The sequence below is a fragment of the Pararhizobium polonicum genome (genome assembly GCF_001687365.1).
GTDB lineage: Bacteria > Pseudomonadota > Alphaproteobacteria > Rhizobiales > Rhizobiaceae > Pararhizobium > Pararhizobium polonicum.
On sequence record NZ_LGLV01000011.1, the window covers coordinates 258,422 to 274,854 of the forward strand.

The 16,433-nt window shown below is 59.2% G+C and carries 15 protein-coding genes and 1 tRNA gene; 10 read left to right on the forward strand and 6 right to left on the reverse strand.

Features of this window, described 5'->3' with window-relative positions:
- Positions 1-100 precede the first annotated feature (100 nt).
- A complete protein-coding gene (locus ADU59_RS18700) occupies positions 101-715 on the forward strand; it encodes a hypothetical protein (RefSeq protein ID WP_068955647.1) in 615 nt (204 codons plus the stop codon).
- 6 nt (positions 716-721) lie between these two features.
- Here the strand turns inward: ADU59_RS18700 and ADU59_RS18705 are convergent, their stop codons facing one another.
- The gene (locus tag ADU59_RS18705; protein WP_068955648.1) at positions 722-1,477 is read right to left on the reverse strand and encodes a competence/damage-inducible protein A; all 756 of its coding nucleotides are present in this window, start codon (positions 1,475-1,477) and stop codon (positions 722-724) included.
- 164 nt (positions 1,478-1,641) lie between these two features.
- Between ADU59_RS18705 and wrbA the strand changes: the two genes are divergently transcribed.
- Together wrbA and ADU59_RS18715 are read left to right on the forward strand one after the other, a co-directional pair.
- Positions 1,642-2,241, forward strand: a complete 600-nt coding sequence (wrbA, locus tag ADU59_RS18710) for an NAD(P)H:quinone oxidoreductase type IV (RefSeq protein ID WP_068955649.1) — start codon at positions 1,642-1,644, stop codon at positions 2,239-2,241.
- A 305-nt stretch (positions 2,242-2,546) separates the two neighbouring features.
- Positions 2,547-2,789, forward strand: coding sequence for a DUF2188 domain-containing protein (locus tag ADU59_RS18715; protein WP_068955650.1), 243 nt, complete (start codon positions 2,547-2,549; stop codon positions 2,787-2,789).
- 215 nt (positions 2,790-3,004) lie between these two features.
- Here ADU59_RS18715 and ADU59_RS30680 read toward each other — a convergent pair whose 3' ends face one another.
- Positions 3,005-3,154 carry a hypothetical protein gene (locus ADU59_RS30680; protein ID WP_158515736.1) on the reverse strand — a complete coding sequence of 50 codons (150 nt, stop codon included), beginning with the start codon at positions 3,152-3,154 and terminating at the stop codon, positions 3,005-3,007.
- 145 nt (positions 3,155-3,299) lie between these two features.
- Positions 3,300-3,542, reverse strand: coding sequence for a hypothetical protein (locus ADU59_RS18720; RefSeq protein ID WP_244506462.1), 243 nt, complete (start codon positions 3,540-3,542; stop codon positions 3,300-3,302).
- Positions 3,543-3,750: 208 nt separating this feature from the next.
- Between ADU59_RS18720 and ADU59_RS18725 the strand changes: the two genes are divergently transcribed.
- The 3 genes from ADU59_RS18725 (at position 3,751) to ADU59_RS18735 (ending at position 5,168) form a co-directional block, all read left to right on the forward strand.
- Positions 3,751-3,835 (forward strand) — tRNA-Leu (locus ADU59_RS18725).
- 39 nt (positions 3,836-3,874) lie between these two features.
- Positions 3,875-4,372: a xanthine phosphoribosyltransferase gene (gene gpt, locus ADU59_RS18730; RefSeq protein ID WP_068955652.1), complete on the forward strand. Its 498-nt coding sequence runs from the start codon at positions 3,875-3,877 to the stop codon at positions 4,370-4,372.
- Between the two features lie 211 nt (positions 4,373-4,583).
- Positions 4,584-5,168, forward strand: coding sequence for a hypothetical protein (locus tag ADU59_RS18735; protein WP_068955653.1), 585 nt, complete (start codon positions 4,584-4,586; stop codon positions 5,166-5,168).
- Positions 5,169-5,227: 59 nt separating this feature from the next.
- On the opposite strand, the gene ADU59_RS18740 is transcribed toward ADU59_RS18735, so the two are convergent.
- A complete protein-coding gene (locus ADU59_RS18740; protein ID WP_068955654.1) occupies positions 5,228-8,830 on the reverse strand; it encodes a M10 family metallopeptidase C-terminal domain-containing protein in 3,603 nt (1,200 codons plus the stop codon).
- 231 nt (positions 8,831-9,061) lie between these two features.
- Here ADU59_RS18740 and ADU59_RS30310 point away from each other — a divergent pair, with 231 nt between their 5' ends.
- The 4 genes from ADU59_RS30310 (at position 9,062) to ADU59_RS18755 (ending at position 14,438) form a co-directional block, all read left to right on the forward strand.
- A complete protein-coding gene (locus tag ADU59_RS30310) occupies positions 9,062-9,343 on the forward strand; it encodes a hypothetical protein (protein WP_139093194.1) in 282 nt (93 codons plus the stop codon).
- 661 nt (positions 9,344-10,004) lie between these two features.
- Positions 10,005-13,811 (forward strand): vitamin B12-dependent ribonucleotide reductase, encoded by a 3,807-nt coding sequence (locus ADU59_RS18745; protein ID WP_068955682.1) that lies wholly within the window; start codon positions 10,005-10,007, stop codon positions 13,809-13,811.
- 26 nt (positions 13,812-13,837) lie between these two features.
- On the forward strand, positions 13,838-14,116 hold the full coding sequence (locus tag ADU59_RS18750; RefSeq protein WP_068955655.1) for a BrnT family toxin: 279 nt from the start codon (positions 13,838-13,840) through the stop codon (positions 14,114-14,116).
- Entirely contained in the window at positions 14,097-14,438 is a 342-nt protein-coding gene (locus ADU59_RS18755) for a helix-turn-helix domain-containing protein (protein ID WP_068955656.1), read from the forward strand. Before ADU59_RS18750 ends, ADU59_RS18755 begins: the two co-directional genes overlap by 20 nt.
- An 876-nt stretch (positions 14,439-15,314) precedes the next feature.
- Here the strand turns inward: ADU59_RS18755 and ADU59_RS18760 are convergent.
- Positions 15,315-15,575, reverse strand: coding sequence for a DUF559 domain-containing protein (locus ADU59_RS18760; RefSeq protein WP_338012941.1), 261 nt, complete (start codon positions 15,573-15,575; stop codon positions 15,315-15,317).
- Entirely contained in the window at positions 15,488-15,712 is a 225-nt protein-coding gene (locus ADU59_RS31390; RefSeq protein WP_338012940.1) for a DUF559 domain-containing protein, read from the reverse strand. Before ADU59_RS31390 ends, ADU59_RS18760 begins: the two co-directional genes overlap by 88 nt.
- Positions 15,713-16,433: the final 721 nt, after the last annotated feature.

Here is a 16,433-nt window from a genome sequence, read left to right on the forward strand (position 1 = left end):
ACTGGAGTATTTAAATCACCTTTTATGCGGGGCACTTCTCCTTGACACCAGCCGGCAAATCCCGAAAATCCAAAACCGGAGCAGAATGATGGGAGAAGCAATGCGTACCGGCAATCGAAGAGGCGGTCTGCTGACGGGCGCATTGAGCGCGGCCATGGTTCTGTTGCTGATGGCCGGCCCTGCAGCAGCCGGACAGCTTGCGGACGCCGCCGCGAAAGCCGAGGCGCTGGCTGCGGCCGGCAACACCGCCGGTGCCCATGATGTCATGCGCGCCGCAATCAGCGATTTCTCCGCCACGCTTCCCTTTTCCATCGGCAAGGCGGCCTTCGTCACCGCCGTTCCGGCGGGTTATGAGATGTATGACCCCAAACAGGACACGGTGTTCAAACCGGGCGAATCTCTCATCTCCTATGTCGAGCCTGTCGGGCTGAGCTGGAAGCCGGCGGCGGTCTCCGGCAAGATCCAGACGCATTTCACCGTCGATCTGGACATTCTCAGTGCCTCCGGCGAAGTTCTGGCAAGCCAGAAGGCCTTTGGTGATTTCACCTTCACCGGCTTCCTGCGCAACCAGGAAATCTACGCGACGCTGACGACCGATGTCAGCGGCGCGGCGGCCGGCGATTATATTCTCCGGTTTCATTTCAACGACCTGAACAGCGGCAAGTCGACAAGCGTCGACCAGAAGTTCACGATCGCAGCCGCTGCAGCGCCGTAAGCCGCGTCAGGCGCCCTTCTTCGCCGTCGCGATCGTTTCGATCATCGCCTTCACGTCGGCTTCCGCGGCATCGAGCAGGGCTTCGTCGCGGGCGCGGATGACGAGATCGGTCGAAAACGACTTGCCGTCGAACTTCGGATAGGAGCCGATGCTGGTCAGCGGATGGGCCTTCTGTACCTCTCCCAGCGGTCCGCCGATATCCCCTTCCCCGAACGGAGACCGCACGGTGCGCGACTGCACGATCGCACCGCTTTCCAGCTGCGGCAGCAGCGCGTCCAGCATGGCCTGGAAAACCTGCGGCACGCCGGCCATCACATGGACATTGCCGATGATGAAACCTGGTGCCGTCGAGACCGCATTGGGGATATGCCGCGCGCCGTTCGGCATGCGGGCCATGCGCCGCCGCGCTTCGGTGAACTCCATGCCGCGCCGCTCGTACATGGCGCCAAGCAGGGCCATGGCGTCCGGGTCGTGAATGCATTCCACCCCGAATGCGCGCGACACGGCGTCAGCGGTAATGTCGTCATGGGTCGGGCCGATGCCGCCGGAGGTAAAGACGTAGTCGTATTGCCCCCGCAGCCCGTTCAGCGCCGCCACGATCGCCGGCTCGTCGTCGGCGACGATACGGACCTCCTTGAGGTCGATGCCCGCGAGCGTCAGCATATCGGCGAGATGGCCGATGTTCTTGTCCTTGGTTCGCCCGGACAGCAGTTCGTCGCCGATGGCGAGCATGGCGGCGGTGACGATTTTTTCGCTGGTCATCGGAAGGTCCTGTGTGAAGCGGGGATCGTTCAGTCGAAAATCCGACTGTCTCTTGTTTTCGAACAGTCTGTCACCCGCTTCGTTTCAGACAGCGGGCCGGTAAACTGATAAATCCTATCTCCAGAGGCAATCAAGCGGAATTGCCGATTCACAAGGAGAAGACAATGGCTAAGGTGCTGGTCCTGTATTACTCGGCCTACGGACATATCGAAACCATGGCTTACGCGGTCGCCGAAGGCGCCAAGTCCGCTGGCGCCGACGTCACGGTCAAGCGCGTGCCGGAGCTGGTTCCCGAAGATGTTGCCAAGGCCTCCCATTTCAAGGTCGACCAGGCCGCCGGGATCGCCACGCCGGACGAGCTGGCCGACTATGACGCCATCATCTTCGGCGCCGGTACCCGTTTCGGCACCGTTGCCTCGCAGATGCGCAATTTCGTCGATCAGACCGGGGGTCTCTGGATGAAGGGCGCACTGGTCGGCAAGGTCGGCTCGGTCTTCACCTCCTCCGCCACCCAGCACGGCGGCCAGGAATCCACCATTCTCGGCTTCATCCCCACCCTGATGCACCAGGGCATGGTCGTCGTCGGCCTGCCCTACGCCTTCCAGGGGCAGATGGGCCTGGAAGAGGTCAAGGGCGGATCGCCTTACGGCGCCTCCACCATCACCGGCGGCGACGGCGCCCGCCAGCCCTCCGAAGTCGAACTTGAGGCGGCGCGCTACCAGGGCGCCCATGTCGCCAAGATCGCTGCCAAGCTGTCGGCCTGACGCTCTCCTGGACAAGTGACGATTTCGAAGGGCGGCCCCGCAAGGCTGCCCTTTTCCATGCCGCCACATCGCGCGGACCAAGCCGAAAGCCCGTGCTGCCAGCCGAAGTGGCCGAACGCCGGTGTTTCGTGTTACCGTGCCTCGCCCGGACGCAAAGCGAAAAACGCGCAACATGCATTTCGGCTGCTGGAACGATTGTCCGTATCGGCCGTTCCTGTCCGGTCAAGCCGACGCCATCAGGGCATTTGCCACAACGGTGATTGCCATCGGAATGTTCGAATGCGGCGCGCTTCAGGGAGCAGGCAATGAGCAAAGTGGTTTATGCAATCGTCGAGCATGATGGCGGATGGGCTTACAAGCTTGCCGACGTCTTTTCCGAGCCCTTTCCGAGCCGCGAGATGGCTCTGGCGGCGGCAAAGGCCGCGGCGGCCGAGCAGCAGGTTGGCGGCGACGACGAGGAAATCAGCTTTCAGGACCAAAGCGGCCTCTGGCATTACGAACATGCCGACGGCGGTGATCGCCCGGAAGCCATCGTGGAAGACCAGTAGGCGCAATGGCGGGAGCCGACAGCAGGTCCGCGCCTGTCGATCGATCGAGCGCCCTCGACGAAAAGCATCCGTTCGCTCTCATGTATGGAATGGGGGCTTTGCCGGCAAACAAAAGGCTAATCCTCGGATTAGCCTTCCAATTTCCAACGAAATCTGGTTCGCTGGCGATGGTGTCTGGTGGTGCCCGGCAGCCGACTGCCCGAGCTTGTGCTTCGTTACGCCGCCTTGGCGGGATTTTCCTTCTGCGTCTGTTTCGCTTCCAGGATTGCCATGCAGATCAAATAGCTCAGCATGACATCCTGCTGCGCATCGGCCAGCAACTTTGCAGCCTGCAGAAGGTCCGTGACATGCACTCGGTGTGACATCGGAAGCTCCCATTTTTCAACGATTGCAGAGACCTATTGTAATATTCGATCATAATAACTCAACTATAAGTTATAAATTGTAATTATCTATAGTTGCTTTTTATTAAAATACACGCTATGAAGCGACCGCTTCGCAACACACCCCTTACGGTGCCGCTCCGCCGGTCAGCAGTCCGGCCTGCCGGAACCATTGCTCGACGCTCGCCTGCACCGCCGCCTTTGCCTCATCCAGTGTATCGGCGGACTGGAAATCATAACGGATCGTGCCGTTGCAGCCGGAAACCATCCATGTCCAGTTTGTTTGCCCGTCGTGCTGCAACACGTAGGCGAGCTGGTGCTGTCCGAGCATGCCGGCAAAAGAGCGATTGCGGATCGGCGTCCACGTCAATGGGATTTCCTGCAACATGTCGTCCGCGCCTCCATTGTTCACGAGTCACGAATGTAGAGGGCCGGCCGCCCGCGCATAACCCTGTCGTTTGAGGGGTTTTTGCGAATCCGTCCCTGTTGTTTAACCGATCGTGGATTTCGGTGTCCGCAACGCGTTTTCGAAAACAATCTATTGACCTTAGGGCCCGAGTGTCTGAAAGGAAAAGCACGCGGACGTGGCGAAACTGGTAGACGCAAGGGACTTAAAATCCCTCGGAGAGATCTGTACGGGTTCGACCCCCGTCGTCCGCACCACTTCCCGGAACCTTTTGCCACGAACACTGGAGCTTGAGCATGTCACTTCCCGAAAAAGCATTCCCCGTCTCGTGGGACCAGTTTCACCGTGACGCACGTGCGCTTGCATGGCGTCTTGCCGACAATGGCGGCGAGTGGAAGGCAATCGTCTGCATCACCCGTGGCGGCCTTGTGCCGGCGGCGATCGTCTGTCGCGAGCTCAATATCCGGCTGATCGAAACGGTCTGCGTCGCCTCCTATCACGATTACGATGCGCAGGGGCAGATGTACGTGCTCAAGGGCATTTCGGAAGAGCTGAAGGCCGATGGCGGCCAAGGCGTGCTGATCATCGATGACCTGACCGACACCGGCAAGACCGCCGCCGTCGTCCGGGCCATGCTGCCGAAGGCGCATTTCGCCGCCGTCTACGCCAAGCCGAAAGGCCGGCCGCAGGTCGATACCTTCGTCACCGAGGTCAGCCAGGACACCTGGATCTACTTCCCCTGGGACATGGGCTTCACCTACCAGGAACCGATCGCCAAGAGTTCCCGCGGCTGATTGTGGATCGGTCTTGCCCTATCCTCGCCGTGGCGCCGGCCGCCACGGTCCTGTGTCTTTTATGAGCCAGGCTGAATATGGCCTGGTTGGACAGCGGGCCGATCTGATACGTTGAACCCAACCTGCGCAATGGCACCGCTGCGGCAGCGAGAATCCGGACGGAGAGCCTTCAGGTTTTGCCCGCCGATTGCAACGGGGAGGATGGACCATCTTGCGCAGGGCGATCGTTTCAAGCGTTGTCGGCACAGGCCTGTGGCTGAGCCAGATCTCTCCTTCGATGGCTGGTGATGTTCACGTCGAGCCGGTCACGGCCTATATCGAGGCCAACGTCCGGGCGTGGATCGAGAATCCGCTCATCATCGCAGGTCTGAAAAAACAGAACGAGGTTCACGCAGGCCTCACCCCCGCCGAGATCGACGGCCTCGACGCTGCCTGGCGCGCCGAAATTTCCAGCAATGTCCAGCCGTTGATCGATTCGGTCATCCGTAGCCCGCTGTCGAAGTTCCTCAAGGACAGGCAGGTTGCCTCCAGCGGCGTCATCACCGAAATCCTCGTGATGGATGCCCGTGGCCTGAACGTCGGCGAAAGCGAGATCAGCTCCGATTATTGGCAGGGCGACGAACTGAAATGGCAGAAGACCTATCTCGCCGGCCCCACCGTCCTGTTCGTCGACAAGGCGGAAAAGGATGAATCAACCCAGACGCTGCAGTCTCAGGCAAGCCTCACGGTATCCGATCCGCAGACCGGCCGTCCGATCGGCGCCATCACCATCGGCATCAATCTGGATGCGCTGTAAAATTCTAATCCGGCGAACATAAGCAGTTATTGCGCCCTGCCCGCCAGATTTGACGGCTATCAAACCACGATGAAATCGTTGCTGGTCAAGGCAAGATCGGTCGTCAGCGTTGCAAACTGTATGCGCCCGCCGGAACCGGTGCCGTCGGAATCGTAAAAGAGCTTTCCCGTATCCGTTTCATAAATGATGCGATCGCTGGCGTCGTGGGCCTGACCCGTGAAATTTTTAAAAAATGCGGCTGAAGCCAGGGTTCCCAGAGTCGTCAGCGCTGTAAAAATCGCGTCATCAAGGCGGATCGTGTCATCGGTCACCGTAAAATCGGTAATGCTGTCAATATTGGTGGATATGCTAAGTTTCGTGTCGAACACGAAAGTATCCGTGCCAGCCTGCCCTGTCAGAGTATCGATGCCGGTGCCGCCGCTGATGACGTCATTACCGCTTCCGCCGGCAATGACGTCTGCGCCTGCGCCTCCGCTTAATGTATTGTTGCCGGCATTTCCGAAGAGCGCGTTGGCAAGATTATTGCCGGTACCGTTGATATTGCCTGTGCCTTGCAGGACAAGATTCTCGATAGAAGTATAATTTTCCAAAGAGCGCGTGATTGTCGACGTAATCCGATCCGCCGTACCGGAACTGTCGACAATCGTATCGCTTCCGGCGTTGAGTACGTAGGTATCATTTCCCGCACCGCCATTCAGCGCATCGGCACCTGTACCTCCATCAAGCACGTTGTTGCCGGCATTGCCCACCAGAACATTTGCAAGACCGTTCCCGGTGGCATTGATGTTCGCCGAGCCCAAAAGGGTCAAGCGCTCGATCGTGGTATAACTAGCCAAAGAACGCGTAATGGTCGAGGTGATGAGATCAGCCGTGCCAACGCTGTCGATAATCGCATCGCTTCCGGCATTGAGTACGTAGGTATCGTCGCCGCCACCGCCACTGAGGGTGTCAGCACCGGTACCGCCGTCGAGCACGTTGTTGCCGGCGTTACCCACAAGGATATTTGCAAGGCCGTTGCCGGTAGCGTTGATATTCGCCGATCCCAGCAACGTCAGTCGCTCGATGGTGGAATAGCCCGCCAGGGAACGCGTGATTGTCGAGGTAATGAGATCAGCCGTACCGGCGCTGTCGATAATCGTATCGCTTCCGGCATTGAGCACGTAGGTGTCGTCGCCGCCGCCGCCGCTCAGCGTGTCAGCACCGGTACCGCCGTCGAGCACGTTGTTGCCGGCATTACCCACCAGAATATTTGCAAGACCGTTACCGGTAGCGTTAATATTCGCCGAACCTAAGAGAGTTAACTGCTCGATCGCAGAATAGCCTGCCAGAGATCGTGTAATAGTCGAAGTGATACGATCGGCTGTTCCTGAACTATCGATCACCGTATCGTTTTCAGCACCAAGCACATAGGTATCGTTGCCTGAACCGCCGCTTAGCGTATCGGCACCCAGTCCACCATCCAGTACGTTGTCGCCAGTATTGCCCACAAGGGTATTCGCAAGACCATTGCCGGTGGCATTGATGTTGGAGGAGCCCAGGAGCGTCAGGCGTTCGATGGTGGAATAGCCCGCCAGCGAGCGCGTGATTGTCGAAGTAATCAGATCGGCGGCACCGGAACTGTCAGTGATCGTATCGTTTTCCGCACCAAGCACATAGGTGTCGTTGCCGGCTCCGCCGGACAGCGTGTCGAGACCTGCGCCACCATCCAGGATATTGTCGCCTGAATTGCCAGTAATCAGATTGTCTAGGTCGTTGCCGGTGCCATCGATGCTGTCGGTCCCAAGCAGGGTCAACCGTTCGATTGTCCCATAGCTCGCCAGAGAACGTGAGACGGTCGAGGTGATGCGGTCGGCGGTGCCCGCCGTATCGATGACGATATCGTTGTCCGCTCCCAGTACATACGTGTCGTTTCCCGCACCGCCGACAAGCGTGTCGACGCCGTCGCCTCCATCAAGGGTATCGTTGCCGGAGCCGGCTGACGTCATGTCGATCGGATTGGGAAGGACGACGCCGAGCGAATAGGTCGTGCCGACCGGTATGGCGATCCCCGGAGGCCCCCCGGCGCCGAAACCGTTGTAAGCTGCGACCTTGATGAAATATTGACCCGGCGTCGTCACCGTATAGGCTATAAAACTCTGGTACCCGATATTCGTGGTTGTGCTGTCGCCGGGATCGTTGGAGGCGTCTTCGTTGTAAGCCAGCAGGTTTCCGGCCGCATCGTAAAATTCGATGTAGCTGTCCATTGTGCCATCGATATCGATGGTGATCTCACCTGGTGCTTTCACCTCGAAGGAGAACCAGTCAAAGCTGCCCCCACCCGTGCCGCTGATCGCGACACTTGGATTGACATCCGAATGTTCGATATTGGCATCCGTATGATAGCCGATGAAACTGCTGAGGTCGCGCGCCGTGGCCTGGGTGCTGTTGGTCGTGTCGGATATTTCTGTAAACAGGCCAGTGCCGGTATAGGTGTCGGCAGGCGTGCGGAAGTCGCCATAAAGCGTGTCGGCGCCGGCGCCTCCGAACAGTTTGTCGGATCCCGCCTTGCCGATCAGAACGTCGTCACCGCCGTTGCCTTCCAGGATGTTCACGGCACTGTTGCCGCCGATCTCGTCATTGCCGGACCCACCCTTGGCGTTTTCGATCAGCGATCGTGCATCCCCCTCGAACTGAAGAGCATTGTAGACATTGCCGTTGGCATGGGCGCCACGTCCAAGGTCGGCGCGCTGTACCTGCGACACAAGCGACCATCCTCCCGGCGAGAGGTCGATCAAGGCATTGTCGGTTGCGGTGGAGAAGTCGTAGGTATCTTTGCCGTTGCCATCCCAGATCGTCAGGAAGACACGGTTGGCCGCCCCGCCGATCCCGCCGCCCGGCGCGCCCTGCCCGATCCCATCGACAAAAAGCTCACCCGTCGTCTGCGACCAACTGTAAACCGTATTGCCGGAATTGGTGTCGAAATCGGCGCCGTAGAGGTACTGGATCGCCGCGATATCGTACATCATCAAGGTCTGCGCATAGCCGTATGTCTCGTTGGTGTAACCGTCCGTCAAGCCGCCGATATAGCTACGATAGGTCATCACGGAAAATTCCATGCTGTCGCGGTCATGCGGGATGGCGAATTCGAAGCCCGGGATGGTCGTGCCTGCATCCTGGCCATGGCTGAGACCGACGGCGTGACCGAATTCGTGAATATGAGTGATCCAGGCGTAGCTGCCGAGCTCCGGTGTCCGATAGGAGGCATAATCGTTGCCGAACCATACGTCGCCGCCGGAGCTGATCTGGCTCAGTTCCGGAAAATCCGCGACACGCGCCGTCGGAAGATTGTAGCCGTCAAACTGATCCGTACCGCCGATCGTCAGATCAGAGCTCCCAAACGGGTCTGCCGCCAGGGAGATGTCCAGATTGGACACTTGCGTGAACGAGCCATAGGTGAAAAGCGCGGTACCGGAATTGACGGCCCCTTCCAGGATCGATTGGATCGCATTCTGCTGGATGTCGCTAACCTGCTGAAAACCGGTGATCGAATGGGGATAGGTGGCGCCGAAATCGCTGAAATCGTCGGCGAAACTGTAGGTAATCGGACCTGCCCATTGTGTTCCGTACAAAATCCCGTCGATATATTGATCGCCGGTCGGCGTCGCGCTGATCACGTTTGTCATGTATTCCCCCGGAAAAATCGGTTTGTCTACAAACAGCCCGACACTTTTCGCTTGTGGAAAAATCAGGCAAAGAAAAAATGAGATACTAATAAAGAATTGGCTTTAGTGGCACGATAGCAGCAATTGATGCACGCCAGAAGACGTATTTTAGCACTTTTTTGGGGACGTATATTCCCGATTTAAAATAAACTATAACAATGCTTTATCTGAACCAGTAGCCAGGAGTTGTGTTTGACCGCGCCCGATCGAAGCCCCCTGTCAGCCACAGAGTTCCGGCGGCATGCCGCTCTCACCCTGCTGGTCTGTCTACTCGCCGTGCCGTCGTGTGCATTCGGTGGCGGCATCGCGGTTGCACCTTTGGCCCGGGACGGCGATGTTGCAGTGACGGAAGAGTTTCGCGCTGCCGAGATCAGCGCGACAGCGGCCGCATGGAAGCTGTTCATCGCCCGCAATCCGGATCATCCGCTTGCCCGTGAAGCACGACGGCGCCTGCGGGCCATTGAACCTAAATGACAGCGATCGAAATCGAGCGTCTGTTTTTTCTGCTCGAATCACTTTTTCCCCAGATTCACACCGCGACGCGTTTGGCTATGGCGGATGATCGCCATGGTTAATCTATTGTGGTTTTTTACCCGCAAAGTTTCGCAAAATCGCTTGCCGCTGCGGACGTCGCTGGAGGTAAGCTGGCGAAGCATCTGATTTTGCTGGATTTGCCCTCTGTCCCCGTTTTCCACAGGTCAGACACACAACATCTGGTGTTCATAAATACGGCACAAACCAGCCCTTGACGGAATCGGGTCGAATGCCGTTAATGGTTTTTAACGTTGCGGCGGCGGCGGGACCGGGCAAGTTTCGAGGCCGGTTCATTTCAGAGAAAAATCGTCTGTGTTTCAGGCGCCCCCGGTGGATGATCCGCCGGTCGCGACGGTTATTTTTTGTGATCTCCCCAGGCGCCAAATACGTCACAAAAAACTGGCGTTAAGAAGCTGTTGATACTATATTTAGTGTTTGCAGCCGAAATCAGCACAAGATAGAGGGTGACCCGGAACGGGTTTCCCATCAGAGCGGAAACGGAAAGCTGGCTGCGCGACACCCCCGTGCGGCCGGGCGGAGACAATTGTGCCCTGAGCCCAAAGCGGGTTCGGGCATGCGGCAAACAAAGGACAAGGGACACATGCAGATCGAACGTCGTTTCACCAAGGCAGGCCAATCGGCCTATGCCGAAATTGAGTTCCGCAAGGCCATCAGCGAGATCAAGAATCCCGATGGCTCGATCGTGTTCCGCCTTGCGGATATCGATGTGCCCGCGCAGTTTTCCCAGGTCGCAGCCGACATTCTGGCGCAGAAATATTTCCGCAAGGCCGGCGTTCCCGCGCGCATGAAGAAGGTCGAGGAAAATTCCGTTCCCTCCTGGCTGTGGCGCTCCGAGGCCGACCTCGCCGCGATGAAGGACCTGCCGAAGGAACAGCAATACGGTTCCGAAACCGACGCCCGCCAGGTCTTCGATCGCCTGGCCGGCACCTGGACCTATTGGGGCTGGAAGGGCAACTATTTCGCATCCGAAGAAGCCGCCCTCGCCTTCCGCGACGAGCTTGCCTACATGCTCGCCACCCAGCGCGTCGCGCCCAACAGCCCGCAATGGTTCAACACCGGCCTGCACTGGGCCTATGGCATCGACGGTCCCGGCCAGGGCCATTTCTATGTCGACCCCTTCACCAACAAGCTGGTGAAATCCAAGTCGTCCTACGAGCATCCGCAGCCGCATGCCTGCTTCATCCAGTCCGTCGGTGACGATCTCGTCAACGAAGGCGGCATCATGGACCTGTGGGTGCGCGAAGCCCGCCTGTTCAAGTATGGTTCCGGCACCGGTTCCAACTTCTCCTATCTGCGCGGCGAAGGCGAGCGGCTTTCCGGCGGCGGCAAGTCGTCGGGCCTGATGTCGTTCCTGAAGATCGGCGACCGCGCCGCCGGCGCCATCAAGTCGGGCGGCACCACGCGCCGGGCCGCCAAGATGGTCGTCGTCGACATCGATCACCCGGATATCGAGGACTACATCAACTGGAAGGTCAAGGAAGAGCAGAAGGTCGCAGCCCTCGTCACCGGTTCCAAGATCGTCGCCAAGCACCTGAAGGCGATCATGAAGGCCTGCATCAATTGCTCGGCTGAAAACGACGCCTGCTACGACCCGAAGGAAAACCCGGCCCTCAAGCGCGAAATCAAGGCTGCCAAGCAGAGCCAGGTTCCGGAAAACTACGTCAAGCGCGTCATCCAGTTCGCCAAGCAGGGCTACAAGGACATCGAGTTCAAGACCTACGACACCGATTGGGATTCGGAAGCCTATCTCACCGTGTCGGGCCAGAACTCCAACAACTCCGTCTCGCTGAAGGATGACTTCCTGCGCGCCGTGGAGGCCGACGGCAACTGGAACCTCACCGCCCGCAAGGACGGCAAGGTGATGAAGACGCTGAAGGCCCGCGACCTCTGGGAACAGATTTCCCACGCCGCTTGGGCATCGGCCGATCCGGGCCTGCATTTCAACACGACCATGAACGACTGGCATACCTCGCCGGCCGCCGGTCCGATCCGCGCATCCAACCCGTGCTCGGAATATATGTTCCTTGACGACACGGCCTGCAACCTTGCCTCGCTGAACCTGCTCCAGTTCAAGGATGCCGCCACCAAGAACATCGACATCGCCGATTACGAGCATGCCGTGCGCCTGTGGACGCTGGTTCTCGAAATCTCCGTGATGATGGCGCAGTTCCCGTCCAAGGAAATCGCCGAGCGTTCCTATGAATACCGCACGCTGGGCCTCGGCTATGCCAATATCGGCGGCCTGCTGATGTCGTCGGGCATTCCCTACGATTCGACCGAAGGCCGCGCCATTGCCGGCGCGCTGACCGCCATCATGACCGGCGTCTCCTACGCGACCTCGGCTGAAATCGCAGCCAAGCTCGGCCCCTTCCCGGGCTTCAAGCCGAACCGCGAATCGATGCTGCGCGTCATCCGCAACCACCGCCGCGCCGCCCACGGCGAAACCCAGGGCTATGAAGGCCTGTCGGTCGATCCGGTGGCGCTGATCCACACGGAATGCCCGGATCAGGACCTGATCGCCCATGCCAAGGATGCCTGGGACAAGGCATTGACGCTCGGCGAACAGCACGGCTACCGCAACGCCCAGGTCTCGGTTATTGCGCCGACCGGCACGATCGGTCTGGTCATGGACTGCGACACGACCGGCATCGAGCCCGATTTCGCGCTGGTGAAATTCAAGAAGCTCGCCGGTGGCGGCTACTTCAAGATCATCAACCGCGCCGTTCCGGAAGCCTTGCGCACGCTCGGCTACTCGGAAAGCCAGATTGCCGAGATCGAGGCCTATGCCGTCGGCCACGGCAACATCAACCAGGCGCCGGCGGTCAATCCCGGTTCGCTGAAGGCCAAGGGCTTTACCGACGACAAGATCGAGGCGATCAACGGCGCCACCAAGGCTGCCTTCGACATCAAGTTCGTCTTCAACCAGTGGACGCTCGGCGTCGAGTTCCTGAAGGACACGCTGAAGGTCACCGACGAGCAGCTCGCCGACATGAGCTTCAACCTGCTCGAGCATATCGGCTTCTCGAAGAAGGACATCGAAGCGGCCAATGTGCATGTCTGCGGTGCGATGACGCTGGAAGGCGCGCCGTTCCTGAAGGCCGAGCACCTGCCCGTCTTCGATTGCGCCAATCCCTGCGGCAAGATCGGCAAGCGTTACCTGTCGGTCGAAAGCCACATCCGCATGATGGCAGCCGCCCAGCCGTTCATCTCGGGTGCGATCTCCAAGACCATCAACATGCCGAACGAGGCGACGGTCGAGGATTGCAAGGCCGCCTACATGCTCTCCTGGAAGCTGGCGCTGAAGGCCAACGCGCTCTATCGCGATGGCTCCAAGCTTTCCCAGCCGCTCAACGCCTCGCTGATCGAGGACGATGAGGACGAGGATGCGATGGAAGATTTCCTGGCAGCGCCGGCCGCCGCCCAGGCCGTCACCGTCACCGAAAAGATCATCGAACGCGTCATCGAGCGGGTCACCCGCGAACGCGAAAAGCTGCCGAACCGCCGCCAGGGCTATACCCAGAAGGCGATCGTCGGCGGACACAAGGTGTATCTGCGCACCGGCGAATTCGGCGATGGCCGCATCGGCGAGATCTTCATCGACATGCACAAGGAAGGCGCTGCCTTCCGGGCGATGATGAACAACTTCGCCATCGCCATCTCGCTGGGTCTTCAGTACGGCGTGCCGCTGGAAGAATATGTGGAGGCCTTCACCTTCACCAAGTTCGAACCGGCCGGCATGGTGCAGGGCAATGACGCCATCAAGAACGCCACGTCGATCCTCGACTACGTGTTCCGCGAACTGGCCGTCTCCTACCTGAACCGCCACGACCTCGCCCATGTCGATACGTCCGACTTCGGCAACACCGCACTCGGCAAGGGCATCCAGGAAGGCAAGACCAACCTGCTCTCCACCGGCTGGACCCGCGGCCACAAGCCGACGCTCGTCTCCGGCGGCCAGATCGACCGTGCCTCCGGCGAGCCCAAGGGTGCGGCAACCGCTGCCCCCGCCAAGGCCTCCGGCGGCGCCAACGTCACCGCCTTCTCCGGCAGCGCCGCCCGCAAGCTCGAGCCGGCCGTCTCGATCGCCACCTCCGAAATCGTCGCCTTCAAGCGCGACTACGAGGAGCGCGCCGTCGAACAGGCCGAAGAGATCGCCGGCGACACCGGCACAGAACCGGACGTCACCGCCCTCTTCTCCGACAAGGCCGCCGCCGAAGCCGCCGCTGCCAAGTCGGACGCCAAGAAGATCGAAGCCGAACGCCGCATCCGCTCGATCGCGCAGGGGTATACGGGCAACATGTGCTCGGAGTGCCAGAACTTCACGATGGTGCGGAATGGCACTTGTGAGAAGTGCGATACTTGCGGTGCCACGAGTGGGTGCTCATAATAGCTACTGGTAATCAGTAGTATTCGATGCTAGATTTCGAATGGGATGAACAGAAGGCTGCGGCAAACCTCGCCAAACATGGCGTCAGTTTTGCTGCGGCCTCTGCCGTTTTCCTGGACCCCTTCGCCGTTGATATCGAAGACCGGTCCATGGACTACGGTGAAATACGACGCCGTATCATCGGGCTGGCCAGCGGTCTGTTTCTCACCGTGGCCTATACCGAGCGCGGTGACGCGATTCGACTGATCTCGGCACGACGATCGACCAGAACGGAACGGCAGGCCTATGAAACAGCCAATCGATAAAACCGATGCCATGGATTGGAAGCAGCTGGCGTCGATGTCGGACGAAGAGACGGAAGCCAATGCCGCCTCCGACCCTGACAATCGTCCGTTGACCGCCGCCGAATTGGCATCGGCCAAGCCGATGCCCCGCGTCAAAATTATCCGCCGATCCCTTCAACTCACGCAGGAAGAGTTCTCTGCGCGCTACCAGATCCCGCTGGGTACCCTGCGCGACTGGGAACAAGGACGTTCGGAACCGGACCAGCCGGCAAAAGCATATCTGAAGGTCATCGCCGCCAATCCCGCAGGGACGGCGGAGGCATTGATCAAGGGCGCGGCATAGAATCCGGCCGGTTCGACACCAGCAGACGCGGCCCCTCTCTCCCCCTCGGCGGGGGAGAAAGCAATTTCAGCATCTTAGCGTCAGCTCAGTGCTAGAAATTGCAAGAGAGGGGTAGGTATGGACGCACGGAACGATCCGGGAAAAAGTGAGCCCCTCACCAACAAAATCTAACACTTAGCCTGCGGCTAAGATGTTGATTTTGTGTCCTCTCCCGCAGGGGGAGAGGTAGGCCCGCGTCCTGCGCCATCACTTTCAGTTCCGCCGTACCCGTCGTCACGTCCATATCGCCGGTCGAGAGCGTGAAGGCGCGAAAAGCAAGGGGGACGAGCATGGAAGGGCTTTCGCAAACGTACGGCGGCAGACGCAGAGCCTATCTCCCCCTCGGCGGGGGAGAAAGCAATTTCAACATCTTAGCTTTAGCTAAGTGTTAGAAATTGCAAGAGAGGGGGTAGGTATGGGCGCACGGAACGCCCCCTCACCAACAAAATCTAACACTTAGCCTGCGGCTAAGATGTTGATTTTGTGTCCTCTCCCGCTGGGGGAGAGGTAGGCCCGCGTCCTGCGCCATCACTTTCAGTTCCGCCGTACCCGTCGTCACGTCCATATCGCCGGTCGAGAGCGTGAAGGCGCGAAAAGCAAGGGGGACGAGCATGGGAGGGCTTTCGCAAACGTGTGGCGGCAGACGCGGTCCCTATCTCCCCCTTGGCGGGGGAGAAAGCAATTTCAACATCTTAGCTTCAGCTAAGTGTTAGAAATTGCAAGAGAGGGGGTAGGCAGGGGCGCACGGAACGATCCCCTCACCAGCAAAATCTAACACTTAGCTGAAGCTAAGATGTTGATTTTGTGTCCTCTCCCGCAAGGGGAGAGGGAGCGCCCTCATTCGCCGGCATTTCGGAGTTCGGCCAAAATCGCCAGGCAAACGCCATCGAGGTTTTTCACCACCTCCTCGTTCCAGAAACGCAAAATCCGAAACCCTTCCCCCCGGAAGAAGGCATCCCGCGCAAGGTCGCGCCCATTCTCCGCATGCTGAAACCCGTCGACCTCGACGATCAGCCGTGCGTCGAAGCAGACGAAATCCGTGCGTCGAAGCAGACGAAATCGAGGATGTACGTGTGAAGCGGCACCTGCCGTTTGAATTTGAAACCTTCGAGTTGGCGGTTGCGCAATGTCTGCCACAACAGATTTTCCGCCATCGTCGCATCCGCGCGCATGGTTCTGGCGAAGTGACGATGCCGGTCGGGGACCTTGCGATGCATGCAGGTTTTCCGAAGCATAAAAACGGTGCGGCAAAGTACCTGTCCCCTTGCGGGAGAGGAAGGAAAATCAGCATCTTAGCGTCAGCTAAGGGCTGGATTTTTCAGGTGAGGGGCTCGTTCTGTGCGCCCCTGCCTACCCCCTCACCTGCAATTTCTAACACTTAGCTAAAGCTAAGATGTTGAAATTGCTTCCTCTCCCGCAAGGGGAGAGGTAAATCGCAGCACGTGCCCCCACCCTCCGTCATTCCTGTGCTCGTCACAGGAATCCAGTGCGCCGTGTCTACGGCGCGCAAGACTCTTTTCGACAATGAGAGCAGGAGAGTTCTCTCACGGCGCAGACGCGCCGTGGCTGGATTCCTGTGACGAGCACAGGAATGACGGAGGAGAGGAAGTGCCCACATCATAAACTAAAGCGGGGACGCACCATCGCAGCCGGGACGCACCGCCCCTCCCTCTCCCCCAGCGGGAGAGGACACAAAATCAACACCTTAGCCAAAGGCTCAGTGTTCAATTCTACCACCGACGGCCTCCCGGCCCCACGCTCAAAATCCCCGCCCCAAAAACCCATGCCATACTCCTGATCGTTCCGCCGAGGATACACTGCCAGCCGTGGCAGCGAGGCGGGGCCGGCGCCGGGTGTGGGGAAAGGACGGAAGTCCTCATATCGGGGGTTCGCGGAAAATGGTTTCCCTCCGCAGGCTGTCGCGGCTGCGGACGTGCCTGTGCGGCACAGAAGACC